The sequence below is a fragment of the Rhodovulum tesquicola genome, assembly GCF_024128855.1.
Lineage (GTDB): Bacteria > Pseudomonadota > Alphaproteobacteria > Rhodobacterales > Rhodobacteraceae > Rhodovulum > Rhodovulum tesquicola.
In genome coordinates, this window is the sequence record NZ_JAMYDV010000002.1 from 209458 (window position 1) to 227053 (window position 17596).

21 protein-coding genes, 1 tRNA gene and 1 pseudogene are annotated in these 17596 nt (G+C 67.5%); 16 read left to right on the top strand and 7 right to left on the bottom strand.

Annotated elements, in window-relative coordinates:
* Positions 1-7: 7 nt before the first annotated feature.
* Complete coding sequence (locus NHN26_RS03495; RefSeq protein ID WP_253088137.1) at positions 8-253, bottom strand: hypothetical protein; 246 nt, start codon at positions 251-253, stop codon at positions 8-10.
* A gap of 12 nt (positions 254-265) precedes the next feature.
* A complete protein-coding gene (locus NHN26_RS03500; RefSeq protein WP_253088138.1) occupies positions 266-919 on the bottom strand; it encodes an alpha/beta hydrolase in 654 nt (217 codons plus the stop codon).
* A gap of 147 nt (positions 920-1066) precedes the next feature.
* On the opposite strand from NHN26_RS03500, the gene iscR reads away from it, so the two are divergent.
* The 9 genes and pseudogenes from iscR (at position 1067) to NHN26_RS03545 (ending at position 9200) form a co-directional block, all read left to right on the top strand.
* Positions 1067-1528 carry a Fe-S cluster assembly transcriptional regulator IscR gene (iscR, locus tag NHN26_RS03505; protein WP_253088139.1) on the top strand — a complete coding sequence of 154 codons (462 nt, stop codon included), beginning with the start codon at positions 1067-1069 and terminating at the stop codon, positions 1526-1528.
* A gap of 67 nt (positions 1529-1595) precedes the next feature.
* On the top strand, positions 1596-2642 hold the full coding sequence (locus NHN26_RS03510) for a cysteine desulfurase family protein (RefSeq protein ID WP_253088140.1): 1047 nt from the start codon (positions 1596-1598) through the stop codon (positions 2640-2642).
* Between the two features lie 53 nt (positions 2643-2695).
* Positions 2696-4237, top strand: coding sequence for a Fe-S cluster assembly protein SufB (sufB, locus tag NHN26_RS03515; protein WP_253088141.1), 1542 nt, complete (start codon positions 2696-2698; stop codon positions 4235-4237).
* Between the two features lie 48 nt (positions 4238-4285).
* Positions 4286-4615: pseudogene (locus NHN26_RS03520) on the top strand (DMT family protein); the annotation flags it as partial.
* A 212-nt stretch (positions 4616-4827) separates the two neighbouring features.
* On the top strand, positions 4828-5583 hold the full coding sequence (sufC, locus tag NHN26_RS03525; RefSeq protein ID WP_253088142.1) for a Fe-S cluster assembly ATPase SufC: 756 nt from the start codon (positions 4828-4830) through the stop codon (positions 5581-5583).
* Positions 5583-6872, top strand: coding sequence for a SufB/SufD family protein (locus NHN26_RS03530; RefSeq protein ID WP_253088143.1), 1290 nt, complete (start codon positions 5583-5585; stop codon positions 6870-6872). The genes sufC and NHN26_RS03530 overlap by 1 nt, the downstream gene beginning before the upstream one ends.
* 1 nt (position 6873) lies before the next feature.
* On the top strand, positions 6874-7365 hold the full coding sequence (locus NHN26_RS03535; RefSeq protein WP_132696956.1) for a YIP1 family protein: 492 nt from the start codon (positions 6874-6876) through the stop codon (positions 7363-7365).
* 19 nt (positions 7366-7384) lie between these two features.
* Positions 7385-7987, top strand: a complete 603-nt coding sequence (locus NHN26_RS03540; RefSeq protein WP_253088144.1) for a YIP1 family protein — start codon at positions 7385-7387, stop codon at positions 7985-7987.
* Positions 7980-9200, top strand: coding sequence for a cysteine desulfurase (locus NHN26_RS03545; RefSeq protein WP_253088145.1), 1221 nt, complete (start codon positions 7980-7982; stop codon positions 9198-9200). Before NHN26_RS03540 ends, NHN26_RS03545 begins: the two co-directional genes overlap by 8 nt.
* Before the next feature lie 3 nt (positions 9201-9203).
* On the opposite strand, the gene NHN26_RS03550 is transcribed toward NHN26_RS03545, so the two are convergent.
* On the bottom strand, positions 9204-10724 hold the full coding sequence (locus tag NHN26_RS03550; protein ID WP_253088146.1) for a fused MFS/spermidine synthase: 1521 nt from the start codon (positions 10722-10724) through the stop codon (positions 9204-9206).
* 116 nt (positions 10725-10840) lie between these two features.
* Positions 10841-10917, bottom strand: a tRNA-Ile gene (locus NHN26_RS03555).
* A 256-nt stretch (positions 10918-11173) separates the two neighbouring features.
* Between NHN26_RS03555 and purM the strand changes: the two genes are divergently transcribed.
* From purM to NHN26_RS03585, 6 genes are all read left to right on the top strand, one after another.
* Positions 11174-12220, top strand: a complete 1047-nt coding sequence (purM, locus tag NHN26_RS03560) for a phosphoribosylformylglycinamidine cyclo-ligase (protein ID WP_253088147.1) — start codon at positions 11174-11176, stop codon at positions 12218-12220.
* The gene (gene purN, locus NHN26_RS03565) at positions 12217-12807 is read left to right on the top strand and encodes a phosphoribosylglycinamide formyltransferase (protein WP_253088148.1); all 591 of its coding nucleotides are present in this window, start codon (positions 12217-12219) and stop codon (positions 12805-12807) included. Before purM ends, purN begins: the two co-directional genes overlap by 4 nt.
* Positions 12808-12955: 148 nt before the next feature.
* Positions 12956-14119, top strand: a complete 1164-nt coding sequence (gene rnd, locus NHN26_RS03570) for a ribonuclease D (protein WP_253088149.1) — start codon at positions 12956-12958, stop codon at positions 14117-14119.
* A 136-nt stretch (positions 14120-14255) separates the two neighbouring features.
* Positions 14256-14684 carry a hypothetical protein gene (locus tag NHN26_RS03575; protein ID WP_253088150.1) on the top strand — a complete coding sequence of 143 codons (429 nt, stop codon included), beginning with the start codon at positions 14256-14258 and terminating at the stop codon, positions 14682-14684.
* 212 nt (positions 14685-14896) lie between these two features.
* On the top strand, positions 14897-15241 hold the full coding sequence (locus tag NHN26_RS03580) for a hypothetical protein (RefSeq protein ID WP_253088151.1): 345 nt from the start codon (positions 14897-14899) through the stop codon (positions 15239-15241).
* A 61-nt stretch (positions 15242-15302) separates the two neighbouring features.
* On the top strand, positions 15303-15674 hold the full coding sequence (locus NHN26_RS03585; RefSeq protein ID WP_253088152.1) for a hypothetical protein: 372 nt from the start codon (positions 15303-15305) through the stop codon (positions 15672-15674).
* Between the two features lie 19 nt (positions 15675-15693).
* On the opposite strand, the gene NHN26_RS03590 is transcribed toward NHN26_RS03585, so the two are convergent.
* Positions 15694-16161 carry a hypothetical protein gene (locus NHN26_RS03590; RefSeq protein WP_253088153.1) on the bottom strand — a complete coding sequence of 156 codons (468 nt, stop codon included), beginning with the start codon at positions 16159-16161 and terminating at the stop codon, positions 15694-15696.
* A 133-nt stretch (positions 16162-16294) separates the two neighbouring features.
* On the opposite strand from NHN26_RS03590, the gene NHN26_RS03595 reads away from it, so the two are divergent.
* A complete protein-coding gene (locus tag NHN26_RS03595) occupies positions 16295-16726 on the top strand; it encodes a SufE family protein (RefSeq protein ID WP_253088154.1) in 432 nt (143 codons plus the stop codon).
* Between the two features lie 19 nt (positions 16727-16745).
* Here NHN26_RS03595 and NHN26_RS03600 read toward each other — a convergent pair whose 3' ends face one another.
* On the bottom strand, positions 16746-17384 hold the full coding sequence (locus NHN26_RS03600; RefSeq protein ID WP_253088155.1) for a DUF1638 domain-containing protein: 639 nt from the start codon (positions 17382-17384) through the stop codon (positions 16746-16748).
* Positions 17381-17539 carry a hypothetical protein gene (locus tag NHN26_RS03605; RefSeq protein WP_165899268.1) on the bottom strand — a complete coding sequence of 53 codons (159 nt, stop codon included), beginning with the start codon at positions 17537-17539 and terminating at the stop codon, positions 17381-17383. Before NHN26_RS03605 ends, NHN26_RS03600 begins: the two co-directional genes overlap by 4 nt.
* Positions 17540-17596 lie beyond the last annotated feature (57 nt).

A 17596-nucleotide genomic window follows, 5' to 3' on the forward strand; every position in this document is an offset into this window, starting at 1 on the left:
TCGGCCCTTAGGCGGGATCACCCTGTTCGGGCGGGGGCAGGGCGCGGGTGCCGCGCTTGCGCTCCATCACCGCGCGACCGCGGCCAAGGGCGCGGCGGATGCGCACGGCGGTCATGAACGCGTCCTGGGTCGTGGGCGAGGACTCGCCGATCGCCTTGGACATCTCGTCGATCAGCCGATCATCGTCGAGCTGTTCCGCCAGGTCCAGCGCCTCGCGGGCCAGCGCATCGGCAAGATCGTCGAGAATCGCCATCTGGCTCTCCCGTCAGCGGGTGCCCTCGGTCAGGCGACGCCGGACATAGGTGCTCACATGGTCGATCAGCGTGTCCATATGCGGGTCCTGGAAGAAGTGGTCCGCGCCCTCGATCTCGTCATGGGTGATGGTGATGCCCTTCTGCTCGTGCAGCTTGTCCACCAGCGAACGGGTATCGGCGGGCGGCGCGACGCGGTCGGCCGAGCCGTGGATCACCAGGCCCGAGGACGGGCAGGGGGCGAGGAACGAGAAATCGTACATGTTGGCAGGCGGGCTGACCGAGACGAAACCCGTGATCTCGGGCCGCCGCATCAGAAGCTGCATGCCGATCCACGCCCCGAAGGAGAACCCCGCAACCCAGCAATGCTTGGCATTCTGGTTCATGGATTGCAGGTAATCGAGCGCGGCCGCGGCATCCGACAACTCGCCGATGCCCTGGTCGTATTCGCCCTGGCTGCGCCCCACCCCGCGGAAATTGAACCGCAGCACGGTAAAGCCCATGCGGTGAAACGCGTAGTGCAGGTTGTAGACGACCCGGTTGTTCATCGTTCCGCCGAATTGCGGATGCGGATGCAGCACGATGGCGATGGGGGCGTCCTTGTCTTTCTGCGGATGGTAGCGGCCTTCGAGACGGCCTTCGGGGCCGGGAAAGATGACCTCGGGCATTTATGTTCTTCTCGTTCGCGAGGCCCGGATTCTTGACGAGAAGGGCCGGGCTAAATAGGACAGGTCCACCCGACGAGCGTGGGCTCGGGGTGCAGTCCGAGGTAATGGCCCACCCGCGCTGCGTCAACCGTCTGCGGGAGGGTGGCGATGAAACTGAGCACCAAGGGGCGCTACGCGATGGTGGCGCTGGTCGATCTGGCCCTGACCCCCGAGGGCGGGCTGGTGTCGCTGGCCGAGATCTCGAAGCGGCAGGATATCTCGCTGCCCTATCTGGAGCAGTTGTTCGTCAAGCTGCGCCGCGCGGGTCTTGTGGAGTCGGTGCGCGGACCGGGCGGCGGCTACCGGCTGGCGCGGCCGCCTTCCGAGATCCGGGTGGTCGATGTGCTGGCGGCGGTGGACGAGACGGTAAGCGCGATGCACAAGGGCGCGGGCGCCTCGGGCGCGCTGTCGGGCAGTCGCGCGCAATCGCTGACCAACCGGCTGTGGGAGGGTCTTTCGGCCCATGTCTATGTTTTCCTGCACCAGACGCGGCTGTCGGACATCACGGCGAATGACCTTGCCCCTTGTCCGGCGGTGCCGGCGCTGTTCGAGGTGGTGGACGACGAGTAGGGGGCGCTGCCCCCGTCCGCTGGCGCGGACTCCCCCGGGATATTTTGGGCCAGAAGAAGGACAGGGCATGGGCGGGCGCGTCTATCTGGACTGGAATGCGACGGCGCCTTTGCGGCCGGAGGCGCGCGCGGCGATGATCGCGGCGATGGATGTGGTAGGCAACCCGTCGAGCGTGCATGCCGAGGGGCGCGCGGCGCGGGCGCTGGTCGAGAAGGCGCGTGCGCAGGTCGCTTCGGCCCTGGGGGCGGAGGGGGCGGAGATCGTCTTTACCTCGGGCGCGAGCGAGGCCGCCGCGCTGGCCTGTGCCGGGCGGGGGCTGGTTGCGGGCGATATCGAGCATGATTCGGTCGCTTCCTGGGTCGATCCCTGCCTGGCGGTGGACCGGAACGGACAGGTAAGCGTGGCCGATCCCGCGCGCACGGCGCTGCAACTGGCCAATTCCGAAACCGGCGTGATCCAGGACCTGCCGCCGGGCATCGCGGTCTGCGACATGACGCAAGCGTTCGGCAAGTTGCCGGTGGCGTTCAACTGGCTGGGCTGCGACATGGCACTGGTTTCGGCCCACAAGATCGGGGGTCCCAAGGGGGTCGGGGCGCTTGTTCTGCGGCGCGGGATCGAGCTGGAGGCGCGAATCCGCGGGGGCGGGCAGGAGCTGGGCCGCAGGGCTGGAACCGAGAATGTGGTGGGCATCGCGGGCTTCGGAGCGGCTGCGGAAGCGGCATCGCGAGAACTTTCTGCTGGAAAATGGCTAGAAATCGAGCATCTTAGAAATATTCTAGAAAACAGCATTGAGGCTGCCGCAAACGAGACTATTTTTGTCGGGAAAGCTGCGCAAAGGTTGCCAAACACCTCGTGCTTCGCCACTCCGGGTTGGAAGGGCGAAACCCAGGTGATGCAGATGGACCTTGCCGGGTTCGCGATTTCCGCGGGGTCGGCCTGTTCCTCGGGCAAGCTGCGCGCAAGCCGCGTGCTGCGGGCGATGGGCCTGGGCGAGGTGGCGGCGGCATCGGCGGTGCGGGTCTCGCTGGGGCCGGGGCTGCGACAAGAGGATGTGATGCGGTTTGCCGAGGCGTGGCTTTCGGCAGCCGCAAGGATCAGGGCCCGGGCGGGCTGAAACGAGTTGGACCGGTGCCCCTGCGGGGCCGGCAGGAAAGGCGGAAGGATCACATGGCTGCTTTGGACAATGCCGATCGCGAGGGCGTCACGGAGATCCGCGAGGGGGTCGATCGCGAGACCGTCGAGACCGTCCAGTCGATGGCGGGCAAGTACAAGCATGGTTGGGAAACCGATATCGAGATGGAATACGCCCCGATGGGCCTCAACGAGGACATCGTGCGGCTGATCTCGGCCAAGAACGAAGAGCCCGAATGGATGACCGAGTGGCGGCTGGCCGCCTTCCGGCGCTGGCAGCAGCTCGACGAGCCCAAATGGGCGATGGTCGACTATCCCGAGATCGACTTCCAGAAGCAGTATTATTACGCCCGGCCCAAGAGCATGGCGGAAAAGCCCAAGTCGCTGGACGAGGTCGATCCCAAGCTGCTGGAGACCTACAAGAAGCTGGGCATCCCGCTGAAGGAACAGATGATCCTGGCCGGTGTCGAGGGCGCCGAGGACGCGCCCGCCGAAGGGCGCAAGGTCGCGGTCGATGCGGTGTTCGATTCGGTCAGCGTGGGCACCACCTTCCAGAAGGAGTTGGAGAAGGCGGGCGTCATCTTCTGCTCGGTCTCCGAAGCGATCCGGAAGCACCCGGACCTGGTGAAGAAATACCTCGGGAGCGTCGTTCCGCAATCGGACAATTTCTATGCCACGCTCAACAGCGCGGTATTCTCGGATGGCTCCTTCGTCTATGTGCCGCCCGGCGTGCGCTGTCCGATGGAACTCAGCACCTATTTCCGGATCAACGCCGAGAATACCGGCCAGTTCGAGCGCACGCTGATCATCGCCGACAAGGGCGCCTATGTGTCCTATCTGGAAGGCTGCACCGCACCCCAGCGCGACGTCGCGCAGTTGCACGCGGCGGTCGTGGAGATCGTGGTGCTTGACGATGCCGAGGTGAAATATTCCACCGTCCAGAACTGGTACCCGGGCGACGAGCACGGCAAGGGCGGCATCTACAATTTCGTCACCAAGCGCGCCGATTGCCGCGGCGCGCGGTCCAAGGTGATGTGGACGCAGGTCGAGACCGGCTCGGCGGTGACGTGGAAATATCCCTCCTGCATCCTGCGCGGCGATGACAGCCAGGGCGAGTTCTACTCGATCGCCATCACCAACAACTGGCAGCAGGCCGATACCGGGACCAAGATGGTGCATCTGGGCAAGAACACGCGCAGCCGGATCGTGTCCAAGGGGATTTCCGCGGGCCATGCGCAGAACACCTATCGCGGGCTCGTGTCGATGCACCCCAAGGCCAAGAACAGCCGCAACTATACCCAGTGCGACAGCCTGCTGATCGGCAGCACCTGCGGGGCGCATACGGTGCCCTATATCGAGGTGCGCAACAATTCGTCCCGGGTCGAACATGAGGCGACGACATCCAAGGTGGATGACGACCAGCTGTTCTATTGCCGAAGCCGCGGGATGGACGAGGAAGAGGCCGTCGCACTGGTCGTCAACGGCTTCTGCAAGGAGGTCTTGCAGGCCCTGCCGATGGAATTCGCCATGGAGGCGCAGCAGCTCGTGGCGATCAGCCTCGAGGGTTCGGTGGGCTGATGGGGCGGGCGGACAGGGGCAGGGCTGGCATCTCGGAGACGCGCGGCAATGTGGCCATATCTTGCGCCGATCGGCCTTCTGGCCGTGTCGAACGTGTTCATGACCTTCGCCTGGTACGGCCATCTCAAGTTCAAGGCGGCGCCGCTGGCCGTGGTGGTGCTGGTCAGCTGGGGCATCGCGTTCTTCGAATACTGGCTGGCGGTGCCGGCGAACCGGCTGGGTCATCAGGTCTATTCCGCCGCGCAGCTCAAGACCATCCAGGAGGTGCTGACGCTGACGGTCTTCGTCGGGTTCTCGGTGCTGTATCTGCGCGAGGCGATCGGCTGGCAGGTCATCCTGGGGTTCACGCTGATCGCGGCGGGCGCGGCGCTGGTCTTCTTCGCGCCGGGCGCGCGCGCCGACAAGGTGCCGCTGCCCGAGCCGATCGGCGTGATCGACGCGATTGACGCGCCTGCGCCCGTCCGCGCGGCAAGCGCCGGGGCGCAGGATGCAACAGGAACGGAAGGACGGGGATGACCGTCGAGACCGAAAACATTCTGATGATGCCCGCGCCGGGGATCGTCGAAACCCTTGGGTGAAGGAAAAGAAAGATGCTGGAGATCAAGAACCTGCGAGCCTCTCTTGAGGAAGAGGGCAAGGAGATCCTCAAGGGCCTTACCCTGACCGTCGAGGCGGGCAAGGTGCATGCGATCATGGGGCCGAACGGATCGGGCAAGTCGACGCTGTCCTATGTCCTTGCGGGACGCGGCGGCTATGAGGTGACGGACGGCTCGGCGACGCTTCTGGGCGAGGACATCCTGGGGATGGAGCCCGAGGAACGCGCGGCGGCTGGTGTCTTCCTGGCCTTCCAGTATCCGGTCGAGATCCCGGGCGTGGGCAACATGACCTTCCTGCGCACGGCGGTGAATGCCCAGCGCAAGGCCCGCGGCGAGGAGGAGATGGACGCGGCGACCTTCCTGAAGGTGGTGCGTGAGAAGGCGAAGGAACTGAACATCGACGCCGAGATGCTGAAGCGGCCCGTGAACATGGGCTTTTCGGGCGGCGAGAAGAAGCGCAACGAGATCCTGCAGATGGCGATGCTGGAGCCCCGCGTCTGCATCCTCGACGAGACCGATTCGGGGCTGGACGTGGACGCGATGAAGCTGGTGGCCGATGGCGTGAACGCGATGCGCAGCCCCGATCGCGGCTTCCTGGTCATCACGCATTACCAGCGTTTGCTGGACCATATCGTGCCGGACGTGGTCCATATCATGGTGGATGGGCGGATCATCAAGACGGGCGGGCCGGAACTGGCGCTTGAGGTCGAGAAGAACGGCTATGCCGACCTGATCGGGGAGGCGGCGTGATGGCTTTGCCGCAGGCGAAACTGACCGCGACCGAAGTGCGGCTGGCCGGGCTGAGCCTGCCTTCCGCGCCGGGTTGGACGCGGCTCGCGCGCGAGGGGGCGTTGGCGCGGGTGCAGGCGATGGGCATGCCGGGGCGGCGCGACGAATACTGGCGCTTCACCGATCCGGCGGATTTCGTGTCCGCCGAGCCGGTGCCCGCGACGCATCACGCGCGCCAGAAGATCCCGGTCTTCGACGGCATGGATCGGGTGAGGCTGGTCTTCGTCGACGGGGTCTTCGATGCGGCGGCCTCGGACGATCCGGCGCTGGCGGGGATCGAGATCACCCGTCTGGCCGAGGCGCAGGGTCAGGATATTCACTGGGCCGCCGATCTTTACGGCACGCTGGAGGCACGCGGACAGGAGCCGGTGGACCGGCCGCTGGCCGCGCTGAACACCGCCTTCGCCACCGATGGCTTTCTGATCCGTGCGACGGGCCGCGCCGAGAAGCCGGTGAACCTGATCTATCGGCACGAGTCGGACAGCTCTGACGCGATCCTGCACCATGTCATCAAGATCGAGCCGGGCGCCGATCTGACCGTTCTGGAGAACGGCCCGGCCGCGGCGCGGTTCAACAAGGTGATGGAGGTCGAGATCGCCGATGGCGGCGCCTTCCACCATGTCCGGGTGCAGGGGCGCGACCATGACCGGCGCGCGGCAACCCATATCTTCGCCCGGCTTGGGCGCGAAGCGACGTTCAAGTCCTTCACCATGACCGCGAATGGGGCGCTGACGCGCAATGAATGCGTGATCGAGCTGGCGGGCGACGACGGCGTGGCCCATGTGGCGGGCGCCTGCGTGGGCGACGGGGCGGATTTCCACCATGACGACACGGTCTTCGTCACCCATGACGCCGAGCGCTGCGAAAGCCGCCAGGTCTTCAAGAAGGTGCTGAAAAACGGCGCCACCGGCGTCTTCCAGGGCAAGATTCTCGTTCAGCCCGGCGCGCAGAAGACCGACGGCTACCAGATCTCGCAATCGCTGCTGCTGGACGGGGACAGCCAGTTCCTGGTCAAGCCGGAACTGGAAATCTATGCCGACGACGTGGCCTGTTCGCATGGCTCGACCAGCGGGGCCATCGACGAGACGGCGCTGTTCTACCTGCGCTCGCGCGGTGTGCCGCGGGCCGAGGCGGTCGACATGATGGTATTGTCGTTCATCGCCGAGGCGGTCGAGGAGATCGAATCGGAGGAGATCCGCGGCGAGATCGTCGAGCGGCTTGTCCAGTGGCTGGCCCGCCACAGGGGGTAGGATGTCTATCATCAAGGAAATCGTGGCGACGTGGCGCAGCCCGCGCGCCGCGCTCCGCCGCCAGTTGCAGGCCGGTCAGCGTGAGGACCGCGCGCTGGTCTACCTGATGCTGGCCTGTTTCCTGATCTTCGTAGCGCAATGGCCGCGGCTGATGCGCGAATCCCTGATGAGCGACGCCGTCCCGCTGGAGGCGTTGCTGGGTGCGGCACTGTTTGGCTGGATGTTTCTGGCGCCGTTGTTCTTCTACGGGATCGCGGCGTTCAGTCACCTCTTTGCCCGGATGATGGGCGGCGCGGGCACGTTCTACGGCGCACGTCTGGCACTGTTCTGGACGCTGCTGGTGGTGTCGCCCGCGATCCTGGGCTTTGGTCTTCTGGCCGGATTCCTGGGGGCGGGGGCGATCACGAACCTGATTGCGTCGGTTCTTACGGTTGCGTTCGCGGCGATCTGGTTGTTGTCTCTGGCCGAGGCCGAGAAAAGCGGCCGTGTCTGAGTTTCAGGAAAACCGTTCCATGTCCGACAGCCCCCCCTCCCTGCTCGCGCTTGCGCGCGACACCGTGAGCGACCCCCGCGAAGGCGCGCGCCGCATGCTTGCGCTCGACCTGCCGGAGGGCGTGCTGTGGCAGGCGCTGATGGCGGTGGTGGCGGTCAGCGTGCTGCTGACCCGGATCGGCGATTACCTGGTGCCGACACCAACGGACCCGCTGCTGCCGATCTTCGGCGAGAACCCGCTGCTGATCGCGGTGGTGCAGGGCGGGCTTCTGGTGGTGACGGTCTATGCGGTCTACGGCATCGGACGGTTCTTCGGCGGCATCGGCAGCTTCGCGGGTGCGCTGGCGCTGATGGTCTGGCTGCAGGTGATCATGGTGCTGCTGCAGGTGGTGCAGACCGCAAGCCTGCTGATCCTGCCGCCGCTGGCCGGCCTGGTGGGCATGTTCGGCATCGGGCTTTTCTTCTATCTTCTCAGCAATTTCGTGGCTGTTCTTCACGGCTTTTCCTCGGTGCTCAAGACGTTCTTCATGATCCTGGCCTCGATGTTCGGGATCGTCATCGGGATGAGCATCCTGATGTCGTTGCTCGGCATCACCTTTGGCGGAGCGCTTTCGGATGTATGACGTCGAGAAGATCCGCGCGGATTTCCCGATCCTGTCCCGCACGGTGAACGGCAAGCCGCTGGTCTATCTCGACAATGGCGCCTCGGCACAAAAGCCCCGCGCGGTGATCGAGGCGGTGACGCTGGCCTATGCGCAGGAATACGCGAATGTGCATCGGGGCCTGCACACGCTTTCCAACATCGCGACCGAGAAATACGAGGCCGTGCGCGGGATCGTCGCCCGCTTTCTGGGGGCGGCGGACGAGGACGAGATCGTGTTCACCTCGGGCGCGACCGAGGGGATCAACCTTGTCTCCTATGCCTGGGCCGCGCCCCGGTTTGAGGCCGGGGACGAGATCGTTCTGTCGGTGATGGAGCATCACGCCAATATCGTGCCCTGGCATTTCCTGCGCGAACGGCAGGGCGTGGTGCTGAAATGGGTCGATGTGGATGCGGCGGGCAATCTGGATCCGCAGGCGGTGCTTGACGCGATCGGGCCGCGCACCCGGCTGGTTGCCGTCACGCATATGTCGAACGTGCTGGGCACCGTGGTCGATGTGGCCGCCATCGTGCGGGGCGCACGCGAGCGCGGCGTGCCGGTGCTGGTCGATGGCAGCCAGGCCGCGGTTCACATGCCGGTCGATGTCGATGCGCTGGGGGCGGATTTCTACGTCGTCACGGGGCACAAGCTTTACGGTCCCTCGGGTTCGGGCGCGATCCATATCCGCAAGGAGCGTCTGGCCGAGATGCGGCCCTTCTTCGGTGGTGGCGACATGATCCGCGAGGTGCACAAGGATATCGTCACCTATGCCGACCCGCCGATGAAGTTCGAGGCGGGCACGCCCGGCATCGTCCAGCAGATCGGCCTGGGCGTGGCGCTCGACTACATGATGGACGTCGGGATGGAGAAGATCGCCGCCCATGAGGCGGATATCGGATCCTATGCGATGGACCGTCTGAAGGGATTGAACTGGTTGCAGGTCCATGGCCATGCAGACCGGAGGGGCGCGATCTTCTCGTTCACGCTGGACGGCCCGGCGCATCCCCATGACATCTCGACCGTGCTCGACAAGAAGGGCGTGGCGGTGCGCGCCGGGCATCATTGCGCCGGGCCGCTGATGGACCATCTGGGGGTCAGCGCGACCTGCCGGGCGTCATTCGCGATGTACAACACCCGCGCCGAAGTCGACAAACTGGTCGAGGCGCTGGAGCTGTGCCACGACCTGTTCGCCTGAGCCTCAGTCGATCAGCTTGCCCAGCCCCACCAGCCGGTCGATCGGAGCGTAGTCGTCGGTCAGCACGGGCGGCGCCTGTTCGGCCAGCAGCCCCTCGATGAAGCTGTCGTCCAGTGCGCCGAAGCTGCGCGGCTCGGACGCGCGCAGGGTCAGGCCGTCCACCGGGCTTTGCGTCTGCCCGGCCACCAGTGCAAAGACCCGCCGCTCGCCGGGCAGGGGCGGGCGCATCTCGGTCCAGACCTCGACCGCGGGGAACACCTCGCGCAGCGTCGCAACGATGGCGGCCAGTGCGCGCAGCCGGTCGGCATGGTCGATCACCGTCATCACATAGATGCCGTCCTCGACCAGCCGGTCGCGCACCAGTTCGAAGAATTCCCGCGTCACCAGATGCGCGGGCACCGCGATGTCGTGGAACGCGTCGCCCACCACCACGTCGAACCGCGCCTCGGGCCGCCTGTTCAGCGCGCGGCGGGCGTCCTCGTGCAGCACCTCGGTCGTGGCAGGGTCGAACCAGAAATCCCGCGCCGCCGCCCGCGTCACCTGCGGGTCGATCTCGGCCACCGTCACCGTACCCGACGCGCGCGCCGCCCAGATGCGCGGCACCGAATAGCTGCCCCCCCCGATGAAATAGGCGCGAAAGGCCCGGTCCTGCATCCGCATCCGGGTGATCCCGTCCAGCATCGCGGAATGTTCGGTATAGGCCAGCGTGGGGTCGTCGCGGCCCGAAATGCCATGGGCCAGATGATCCAGCACCATCAGCCGCACGCTGCCCGGCGCCTCGGGCACAAGTTCGACGGTGCGGATGCAGAAATACTGGCTTTCGGTATCGCAGATCCGGGGCAGGGCAAGCCCGCCGCCGGCCAGTCCCAGCGCAGCGACCAGCGCCGCCATCGCGGGCGCGCCGATCCCGGGCCTTGCGGCCAGCTGGAACAGGATCGCCGCGACGACGGCATAGCAGGCGGTGACGACGGCCAGTGTCAGTGTCGTGCCCAGCCAGGAGATGAACAGGAATCCAGCCAGCAGCGTGCCCGCGATGGCCCCCAGCGCGCCGGCCGCGAACATCGCCCCCAGCGCGTGCCCCGACCGACCGCCCGCGCGGATCGCCACGATGGACAGCACCGGCGCGGGAACGCCAGCAAAGAACGAGGGCAGGAAGAAGACCGCCGCGGCCAGAACCGTGATCGCCGCCATCGGCTGGGACACCGCCTCCAGCACCGGCCCCGCAACCTGGCGCAGCAGCAGAACCGCGCCCCCCGTGGTCAGTGCAGCGCCCACGATGGCCCAGCCGGTGCGCCGGAGGGCGGCGGGACTGTCGCGTTCGGCGATCCGCCCGCCCCACCAATGCCCGGCCGAGAACCCCGCCAACACCACCGCGATGATCGCCGTCCAAGTATAGAGCGACATGCCCACATAGGGCGCGATCATGCGCCCCGCCACGATCTCGACCACAAGGCTTGCGGCCGAGACGATGCCCTGCAGGGCCACCAGAAGCCAGATCGGTACGGCTGGAGAAGATGGGGTCATGGCCGGGCCTTGTCCTTGGGTCTGCGGGTTCATTTGCGGAACCGGGATGCGGCTCGGCAAGAGGTTTTTCCATATGCCGGACGGATCCGCAGCGGGATCGGCAGACATCGGAAATCTGGTAGGCCCGGAGGGACTCGAACCCCCAACCAAGGCGTTATGAGCGCCCTGCTCTGACCAATTGAGCTACAGGCCCGACCTGTGGCCCTGAGTAGCAGAGCGGGGCGGGCCGTCAAGGTGGCCATCGGGCCGCGGAGTCCGCGATGCGGCGCGATTCGGGGTTAACGGCCTTGTTTTGCAGGGATATGGCGATCGGAACCGTATCGGACTTCCATCGGACTTCCATCGGACCTTTTTGCGGACAGGCGGGCGGTTAACGGGGCGTGCGGTGGGCCCCGTGGACAGGGGGCGGGGGATCGGCTAACGCTGCGCCGACCAGATGGAGGGCGTCGATGAGCGAGCGCAAGAATGGCCTGACCTATGCTGCGGCGGGGGTCGATATCGACGCGGGCAATGCGCTGGTCGAGCGGATCAAGCCCGCCGCCAAACGCACCGCGCGGCCCGGCGTGATGTCGGGGCTGGGCGGGTTCGGCGCGCTGTTCGACCTCAAGGCGGCCGGCTACACCGACCCGGTTCTGGTGGCCGCGACCGACGGGGTGGGCACCAAGCTGCGGATCGCCATCGACACCGGCGAACTGGGCGGGGTGGGGATCGACCTTGTCGCGATGTGCGTGAACGATCTGGTCTGCCAGGGGGCGGAGCCGCTGTTCTTTCTCGACTATTTCGCGACCGGAAAGCTGTCGGTCGATGAGGCCGCAACCGTGATCGAGGGCATCGCCGAGGGCTGCGCCCGGGCGGGTTGCGCGCTGATCGGGGGCGAGACGGCGGAAATGCCGGGGATGTATCACGACGGCGATTTCGACCTTGCAGGCTTTGCGGTGGGCGCGATGGAGCGGGGCGCCGAGTTGCCCGCTGGCGTGGCCGAGGGCGATGTGCTGCTGGGGCTGGCCTCGGACGGGGTGCATTCCAACGGCTATTCGCTGGTGCGCAAGGTGGTCGAGCTGGCCGGGCTGGGCTGGGACGCGCCCGCGCCCTTTGCCGATGGCCCGCTGGGCGCGGCGCTGCTGGTGCCGACGCGGCTTTATGTGCGCCCCGCGCTGGCGGCGATAAGGGCGGGGGGCGTGCATGCGCTGGCCCATATCACCGGCGGCGGGATCACCGAGAACCTGCCGCGCGTCCTGCCCGAGGGGCTGGGCGCCGAGATCGACCTGTCGGAATGGGACTTGCCGCCGGTCTTTCGCTGGCTGGTCGGGACGGCCGGGATGGAGCAGGCGGAACTGCTCAAGACCTTCAATGCCGGGCTGGGCATGGTGCTGGCGGTTGCGTCCGAGCGGGCTGACGCGCTGGCCGATCTGCTGGCGGCCGAGGGCGAGAGGGTGCACCGGATCGGCCGGGTCGTGGCGGGGCAGGGGGTGGCCTACCGGGGTCGGCTGGTGTGAAGCGCGTCGCGATCCTGATCTCGGGCGGCGGGTCGAACATGGTCGCGCTGGCCGAGAGCATGGTGGGCGATCATCCCGCGCGGCCCGTGCTGGTGCTGTCGAACGTGCCGGGGGCGGGGGGGCTTGCACGGGCGCAGGCGATGGGCATTCCGACCGCTGTGGTCGATCACCGCCCCTTCGGCCGTGACCGCGCCGCGTTCGAGGCCGCATTGCAGGCCGAGCTTGACCGGGCCGCGCCCGACATCCTGTGTCTTGCGGGCTTCATGCGGGTGCTGACCGAGGGGTTCGTGACCGCCTGGGCGGGCCGGATGCTGAACATCCATCCCTCGCTTCTGCCGAAATATCGCGGGCTTGATACCCATGCCCGGGCGATTGCGGCGGGCGACACGCAGGCGGGTTGCAGCGTGCATGAGGTGACCGCGGAACTGGATGGCGGGCCGATCCTTGGCCAGGCGCGGGTGCCGATCCTGCCAGGCGACACCGCCGGGACGCTGGCCGCGCGCGTGCTGCCGATGGAGCACCTTCTGTATCCCGCAGTCCTGCGCCGCTTTGCGGAGGGGGACAAAAGCCCCGTCCTGCTGCCCTGATCGGCCCTGCTATGGCCCGATTCCCGCAGGTTTTCCGATCCTTGCGCGGACAGAAAGCACCCTTTCCAAGGCCCCCGGCATTCATTATCAGAGGCGGGAGTGGTGCCGGAGCAGAGAGACGCATGAACACGGCAGGACACGGGCGCAGATGATCACAGTGACCACCACCGAGGCGCTGGCCGCCTTCTGCAAGGAGGCCGCGACCCGGCCCTATGTGACGGTCGATACCGAATTCCTGCGCGAACGGACCTATTACGCCAAGCTCTGCCTGCTGCAACTGGCGATCCCCGGCCCGGATGACCCCGAGGGGGCGGCGGTGCTGGTCGACCCGCTGGCCGAGGGTCTGTCGCTCGACCCGCTTTACGAACTGTTCCGCAATACCGATGTCGTCAAGGTCTTCCACGCCGCGCGTCAGGACCTGGAGATCTTCTATACCGAGGGCAAGGTCTTTCCCGAGCCGCTGTTCGATACCCAGGTCGCCGCCATGGTCTGCGGGTTCGGCGAGCAGGTGGGATACGAGACGCTGGTGCGCAAGATCGCGCGCGACAATCTCGACAAGACCTCGCGCTTTACCGACTGGTCGCGGCGGCCGCTGTCGGATGCGCAGAAGACCTATGCGCTGGCCGATGTCACCCATCTGCGGGTGATCTACGAGCATCTGGCCGCCGAACTGGACCGCACCGGCCGGGCGAAATGGCTGCAGGAGGAGCTGGGGGTGCTGACCGACCCCGAGACCTATATCGTGCGCCCCTCGGAGGCGTGGCAGCGGATCAAGACGCGCACGAGTTCGGGCAAGTTCCTGGCCGTGGTGCGGGAACTGGCGCGGTTTCGCGAAGGCTATGCCCAGTCGCGCAACATCCCCCGCGCCCGGGTGTTCAAGGACGACGCGCTGCTGGAACTGGCCTCGACCCGGCCGCAGAATATCGAGGAACTGTCGCGCTCGCGGCTGCTGCTGCGCGAGGCGCGGCGGGGCGAGATCGCGGATGGCATCATCGCCGCCGTCCGTGTCGCCCAGGAGACCGCGCCCGAGGATTATCCCAAGGTGCCGGGCACCAATTCGCGGCTTCAGGTGAACCCGGCCCTGGCCGATCTGCTGCGGGTGCTGCTCAAGGCCAAGTCCGAGGAGACCGGCGTGGCGCAGAAGCTGATCGCGACCTCGTCGGACCTGGACCTGATCGCGGCGGGCGAACGCGACGTGCCCGCGCTGCGGGGCTGGCGGCGCGAAGTGTTCGGCGAGGACGCGCTGCGGCTGTGCCGGGGCGAGATCGCGCTGACCGCGCGGGGCAGCAATGTGGAAGTTGTCGGGCTCTGAGCGCGGCGGGGACGGGGCGCACTTCACGTTTGCATGAGATTTCTGCGCTGCGGCGGTTTCCCGGCGCCCATGCCCTTGCCGCGAGGGCCGTGCGCATCACCTTTGGGGCAGTATTGGGCGAACACGGGAGTCTGCCATGGCCGACAAGAAGAATGACCAGTTGATCGACGACCCCACCCCGCTGTCGAGCCGGTTCAACTGGCCGCTTCTGAGCAGTCGCAAATCCGCGGTCAATCTGGCGGGGGTGGGCCCCACGCCGTTCTCGTCGGCGCTGGGCCTGTCCTTGCTGTCCAGCCGGTCGGGCACGGGGGCGATGGAACTGCGCACCGGCGATCCGACGCCGTTTTCCAGCCGGTTCAACTGGCCGCTCCTCAGCGAGCGCCGCAGCAATGTCGAGCTGTCGACGGGGGATCCCACGCCGCTGTCCTCCAAGCTGAACCTTCCGCTGCTGAGCGACCGGGCGACCCTCGCGGGCGGTGAGGTGTCGGGCGGCGGCTCGGGCCTGCCGGATGGAGCGTTCGGGCGGTTCATCCGTCAGATCATCACGGGCGAGGTCCAGAAATAGGCCGCACCCGGTCCGGACCGGGATATCTGGATGGCCCGTCGGCTTCGGCCGGCGGGCTTTGCACTTGAAGCGGCGGCGGCTGCGGCGATATGGTTCGGATAGCGGGGGCGGTCATTCTGCCGCCCCGCCTTTTCGGGCGATCCGGTTTGGACCATTCCCGCATTCTGGGCATTGCTTCGGAAGAACCGGCTGCGGCGCATCGCGCTGCGGCCTTGGCGCGTTTGCGCGGCTGGTTCGGTGCCGCTGTCGCGGTGCTTCTGGCGCTGAGTCTCGTTCTTGCGACGGGCGTCCGGGCGGGCGAGCGGGGCGGGGTGGCGGTGTTTCAGGCCGCGGCCCTGTCCGCTGCCCCGGCGCTTGCGGAATTGTCCGGGCGTGGGGCCGCCGGAGATTCTGGGCTTGCGACCTTCGGGGATGTGCCGCCGGGACTGACCCCGGGGGCCGCGACCGGCGGGGTCACCGGATGCCGCGCAATCGCGGCGGTGACGGTCGCGGGGTATCTGCGGGGGGCGCGTGACGGGGCCAACGGGGCGCGTGCGCCGCCGGGCGTTCGGGGCTGAGTTCATTCACCCGATCGACCCTGCCGCGCCACAGGCTGCGGCCCCTTTCGCAGGATATTCCATGACCATGACCCTTCCGGCTCTGACGAGCCTATTGACGGCTGCAACCGCGCTGACGCTTGTGGCCAATCGCGCCAGAAAATGGCTCAGCACGCTTGATGTGATCGCCCCCGCGCCGACCTCGGCGGCCACGCCGATGCCGAAGGCAACCACCATCCCTGCGGCCAGCCCGCGTCGGCGCAAGGCGAACCTGCCCGATACAACCTGCGAAGGGTGCGGCACCCCGATCCCCGGCAACGAGACGCTGTGCCCGCTTTGCGCCCGCAAGCAGGCGGCGGCGAAGGGCGCGGGCTGGACCACGCTCTGGCACTGGCTGTTCACCATCGCGGTGCTGACGGTGCTGTATGGCGGGGCCTATCTGCTGACGCCGTGAGCGGGACGGGGCGCGCGGATCAGCGGCTGACGCGCTGCTGGTTCTGCGCGCCGCGCACCACGATGGCGCGCACGCCGTCCAGATCCTGATCGGTCAGGAAGGTGCCCGCGGTCAGTTCGCGCGAGGGCTCGGTGCCGACGCGGGTGGACCCCTTCGGAGGCGCGAGGCGGAAATCGTAGACCAGAACGCCGGTCTCGCCGGGGGTGGCGCGGTCGCGCACCAGTTCGGCGTTCCAGAACCCCTGCCGCGAGGGTCGGCCCGTGGCCTGCACGATGGCGCCGCCGGGCGCGCGATCGACGCCCATCTCGACCACCAGATCGACCAGCGGGCGCGGATCGGCCATCTGGCGGCTGACCGGAATGGCGGTCGTGCCTTCCTGGGTGGCGCCGCCGAACCAGTTGAACGGGTTGATGCGGGATTCGCGCACCGTGGCGCAGCCGCCAAGGATCAGCGCGGTCGACAGGATGACCATGAAACGTGCGCGCATGGGGGCCCCCGTGTTGTTCCTGCCCACGGGTTAGCCGAAAGCCGGGCGGTTGAAAAGCCGCGACAGGCGCTGCGCTGGACCTTTCGCGTTGCCGGTCCTAAGTGGGAGGGGCAATGGCAAGGAGGCCCGGGTGGTGGCAAGCGCGGCATTCGAGGAGATCGTCGAGACCTTCGAGTTCCTGGAGGACTGGGAGGACCGGTATCGCCATGTGATCGAACTGGGCCGCGCGATGGACCCGCTGGAGGATGCCTTCAAGGTGCCCGCGACCAAAGTGGACGGCTGCGCCAGCCAGGTCTGGCTGATGCCCGAGATCGAGGGGCAGGGCGCGGGCGCGGTCTACCGTTTCAAGGGCGACAGCGACGCGATGATCGTGCGCGGGCTGATCGCGGTGCTGCGGGCGCTTTATGACGGGCGGACGGTGGCCGAGGTTCTGGCCACCGATGCGGGCGCGCAGATGGCCCGGCTGGGGCTGGACGAGCACCTGTCCTCGCAACGCTCGAACGGGCTGCGCGCGATGGTGGAACGCATCCGCAGCCAGGCCGCTTGCGTCGCCGAGGGCGTCTGACGCGGCACGGTCGCCCGTTTCAGGCGCGCGGCGCGAGGAACCGCGCCAGATCGCCATAGCCCGTGACCCGCCGTTCATGGGCCAGCCCCAGCCGCGCGGCGCATGCGCGCGCGGCCGCGTCCAGTGCCGGGTCGTCGGTCTGGGCAAGATGGATCAGCCGGTCGTAATTGCCGAAATAGCTGGCCACCAGCTCCGGGTGGCGGTCGAGGCCGAGCGGGCGCCAGACGAAGGCGTCGAACTGGCGGGCGAGGAAATCGGTCAGGTAGAAGGCGGTCAGCTCGTCCCCGGCGCGGGCGGCGAAGGCGTCGAGCCCGTCGAAGAAGGCGTAGCAATGCGGCCCCGCGATCATCTCGACGTCCAGTTCGGCGCAGAGCCGCGCCAGCCCGCCGCCGGTGCCGCAATCGGCATAGGCCACGAGGATCGTCCGGTAATCGGCGCGATGCTGCGCCACGGCGGCGCGGATGCCCGGTTCGATCCGCTCGGGGTGGTTGTGCCAGATCGCGGGCAGGCAGGCGAGGTCGAGATGGTCCCAGCCATTGGCCCGTTTCAGCGCGAGGATCTCGTGGGCCAGCGCGCCGCAGCCGATCACCAGCACCCGGCCCTTGCCCGACGGCGCAAGCCCGGTTTCGGTCAGCGCGTGGTCGCCGGACGGGATCATTTCCGCCGCAGCAAGCGCAGCGCCAGCGCCGCCACCAGCGCCAGCGGGATCAGCACCGCCATGCCGTGGCCGGGCAGGGCGGTCACCAGCGCGACGGTCAGCGCGGCGGCGGCGATCACGCCGGCCAGGATCAGGGCGAAGATGCGGAACGGCATGGGCACTCCCCTCGGGTCATGGGGCCGATGTGGGGCCCCGACCCCGGCGCCCGCAAG

What these genes read in the sequence shown, in the direction of transcription:
- NHN26_RS03600 (WP_253088155.1), bottom strand. Translation starts at nt 17,384, where the DNA reads ATGATCCCGTCCGGCGACCACGCGCTGACCGAAACCGGGCTTGCGCCG.
- NHN26_RS03590 (WP_253088153.1), bottom strand. Translation starts at nt 16,161, where the DNA reads ATGCGCGCACGTTTCATGGTCATCCTGTCGACCGCGCTGATCCTTGGC.
- iscR (WP_253088139.1), top strand. Translation starts at nt 1,067, where the DNA reads ATGAAACTGAGCACCAAGGGGCGCTACGCGATGGTGGCGCTGGTCGAT.
- NHN26_RS03495 (WP_253088137.1), bottom strand. Translation starts at nt 253, where the DNA reads ATGGCGATTCTCGACGATCTTGCCGATGCGCTGGCCCGCGAGGCGCTG.
- NHN26_RS03575 (WP_253088150.1), top strand. Translation starts at nt 14,256, where the DNA reads ATGGCCGACAAGAAGAATGACCAGTTGATCGACGACCCCACCCCGCTG.
- rnd (WP_253088149.1), top strand. Translation starts at nt 12,956, where the DNA reads ATGATCACAGTGACCACCACCGAGGCGCTGGCCGCCTTCTGCAAGGAG.
- NHN26_RS03510 (WP_253088140.1), top strand. Translation starts at nt 1,596, where the DNA reads ATGGGCGGGCGCGTCTATCTGGACTGGAATGCGACGGCGCCTTTGCGG.
- NHN26_RS03500 (WP_253088138.1), bottom strand. Translation starts at nt 919, where the DNA reads ATGCCCGAGGTCATCTTTCCCGGCCCCGAAGGCCGTCTCGAAGGCCGC.
- NHN26_RS03605 (WP_165899268.1), bottom strand. Translation starts at nt 17,539, where the DNA reads ATGCCGTTCCGCATCTTCGCCCTGATCCTGGCCGGCGTGATCGCCGCC.
- sufB (WP_253088141.1), top strand. Translation starts at nt 2,696, where the DNA reads ATGGCTGCTTTGGACAATGCCGATCGCGAGGGCGTCACGGAGATCCGC.
- purM (WP_253088147.1), top strand. Translation starts at nt 11,174, where the DNA reads ATGAGCGAGCGCAAGAATGGCCTGACCTATGCTGCGGCGGGGGTCGAT.
- NHN26_RS03545 (WP_253088145.1), top strand. Translation starts at nt 7,980, where the DNA reads ATGTATGACGTCGAGAAGATCCGCGCGGATTTCCCGATCCTGTCCCGC.
- sufC (WP_253088142.1), top strand. Translation starts at nt 4,828, where the DNA reads ATGCTGGAGATCAAGAACCTGCGAGCCTCTCTTGAGGAAGAGGGCAAG.
- NHN26_RS03540 (WP_253088144.1), top strand. Translation starts at nt 7,385, where the DNA reads ATGTCCGACAGCCCCCCCTCCCTGCTCGCGCTTGCGCGCGACACCGTG.
- NHN26_RS03550 (WP_253088146.1), bottom strand. Translation starts at nt 10,724, where the DNA reads ATGACCCCATCTTCTCCAGCCGTACCGATCTGGCTTCTGGTGGCCCTG.
- NHN26_RS03585 (WP_253088152.1), top strand. Translation starts at nt 15,303, where the DNA reads ATGACCATGACCCTTCCGGCTCTGACGAGCCTATTGACGGCTGCAACC.
- NHN26_RS03535 (WP_132696956.1), top strand. Translation starts at nt 6,874, where the DNA reads ATGTCTATCATCAAGGAAATCGTGGCGACGTGGCGCAGCCCGCGCGCC.
- NHN26_RS03530 (WP_253088143.1), top strand. Translation starts at nt 5,583, where the DNA reads ATGGCTTTGCCGCAGGCGAAACTGACCGCGACCGAAGTGCGGCTGGCC.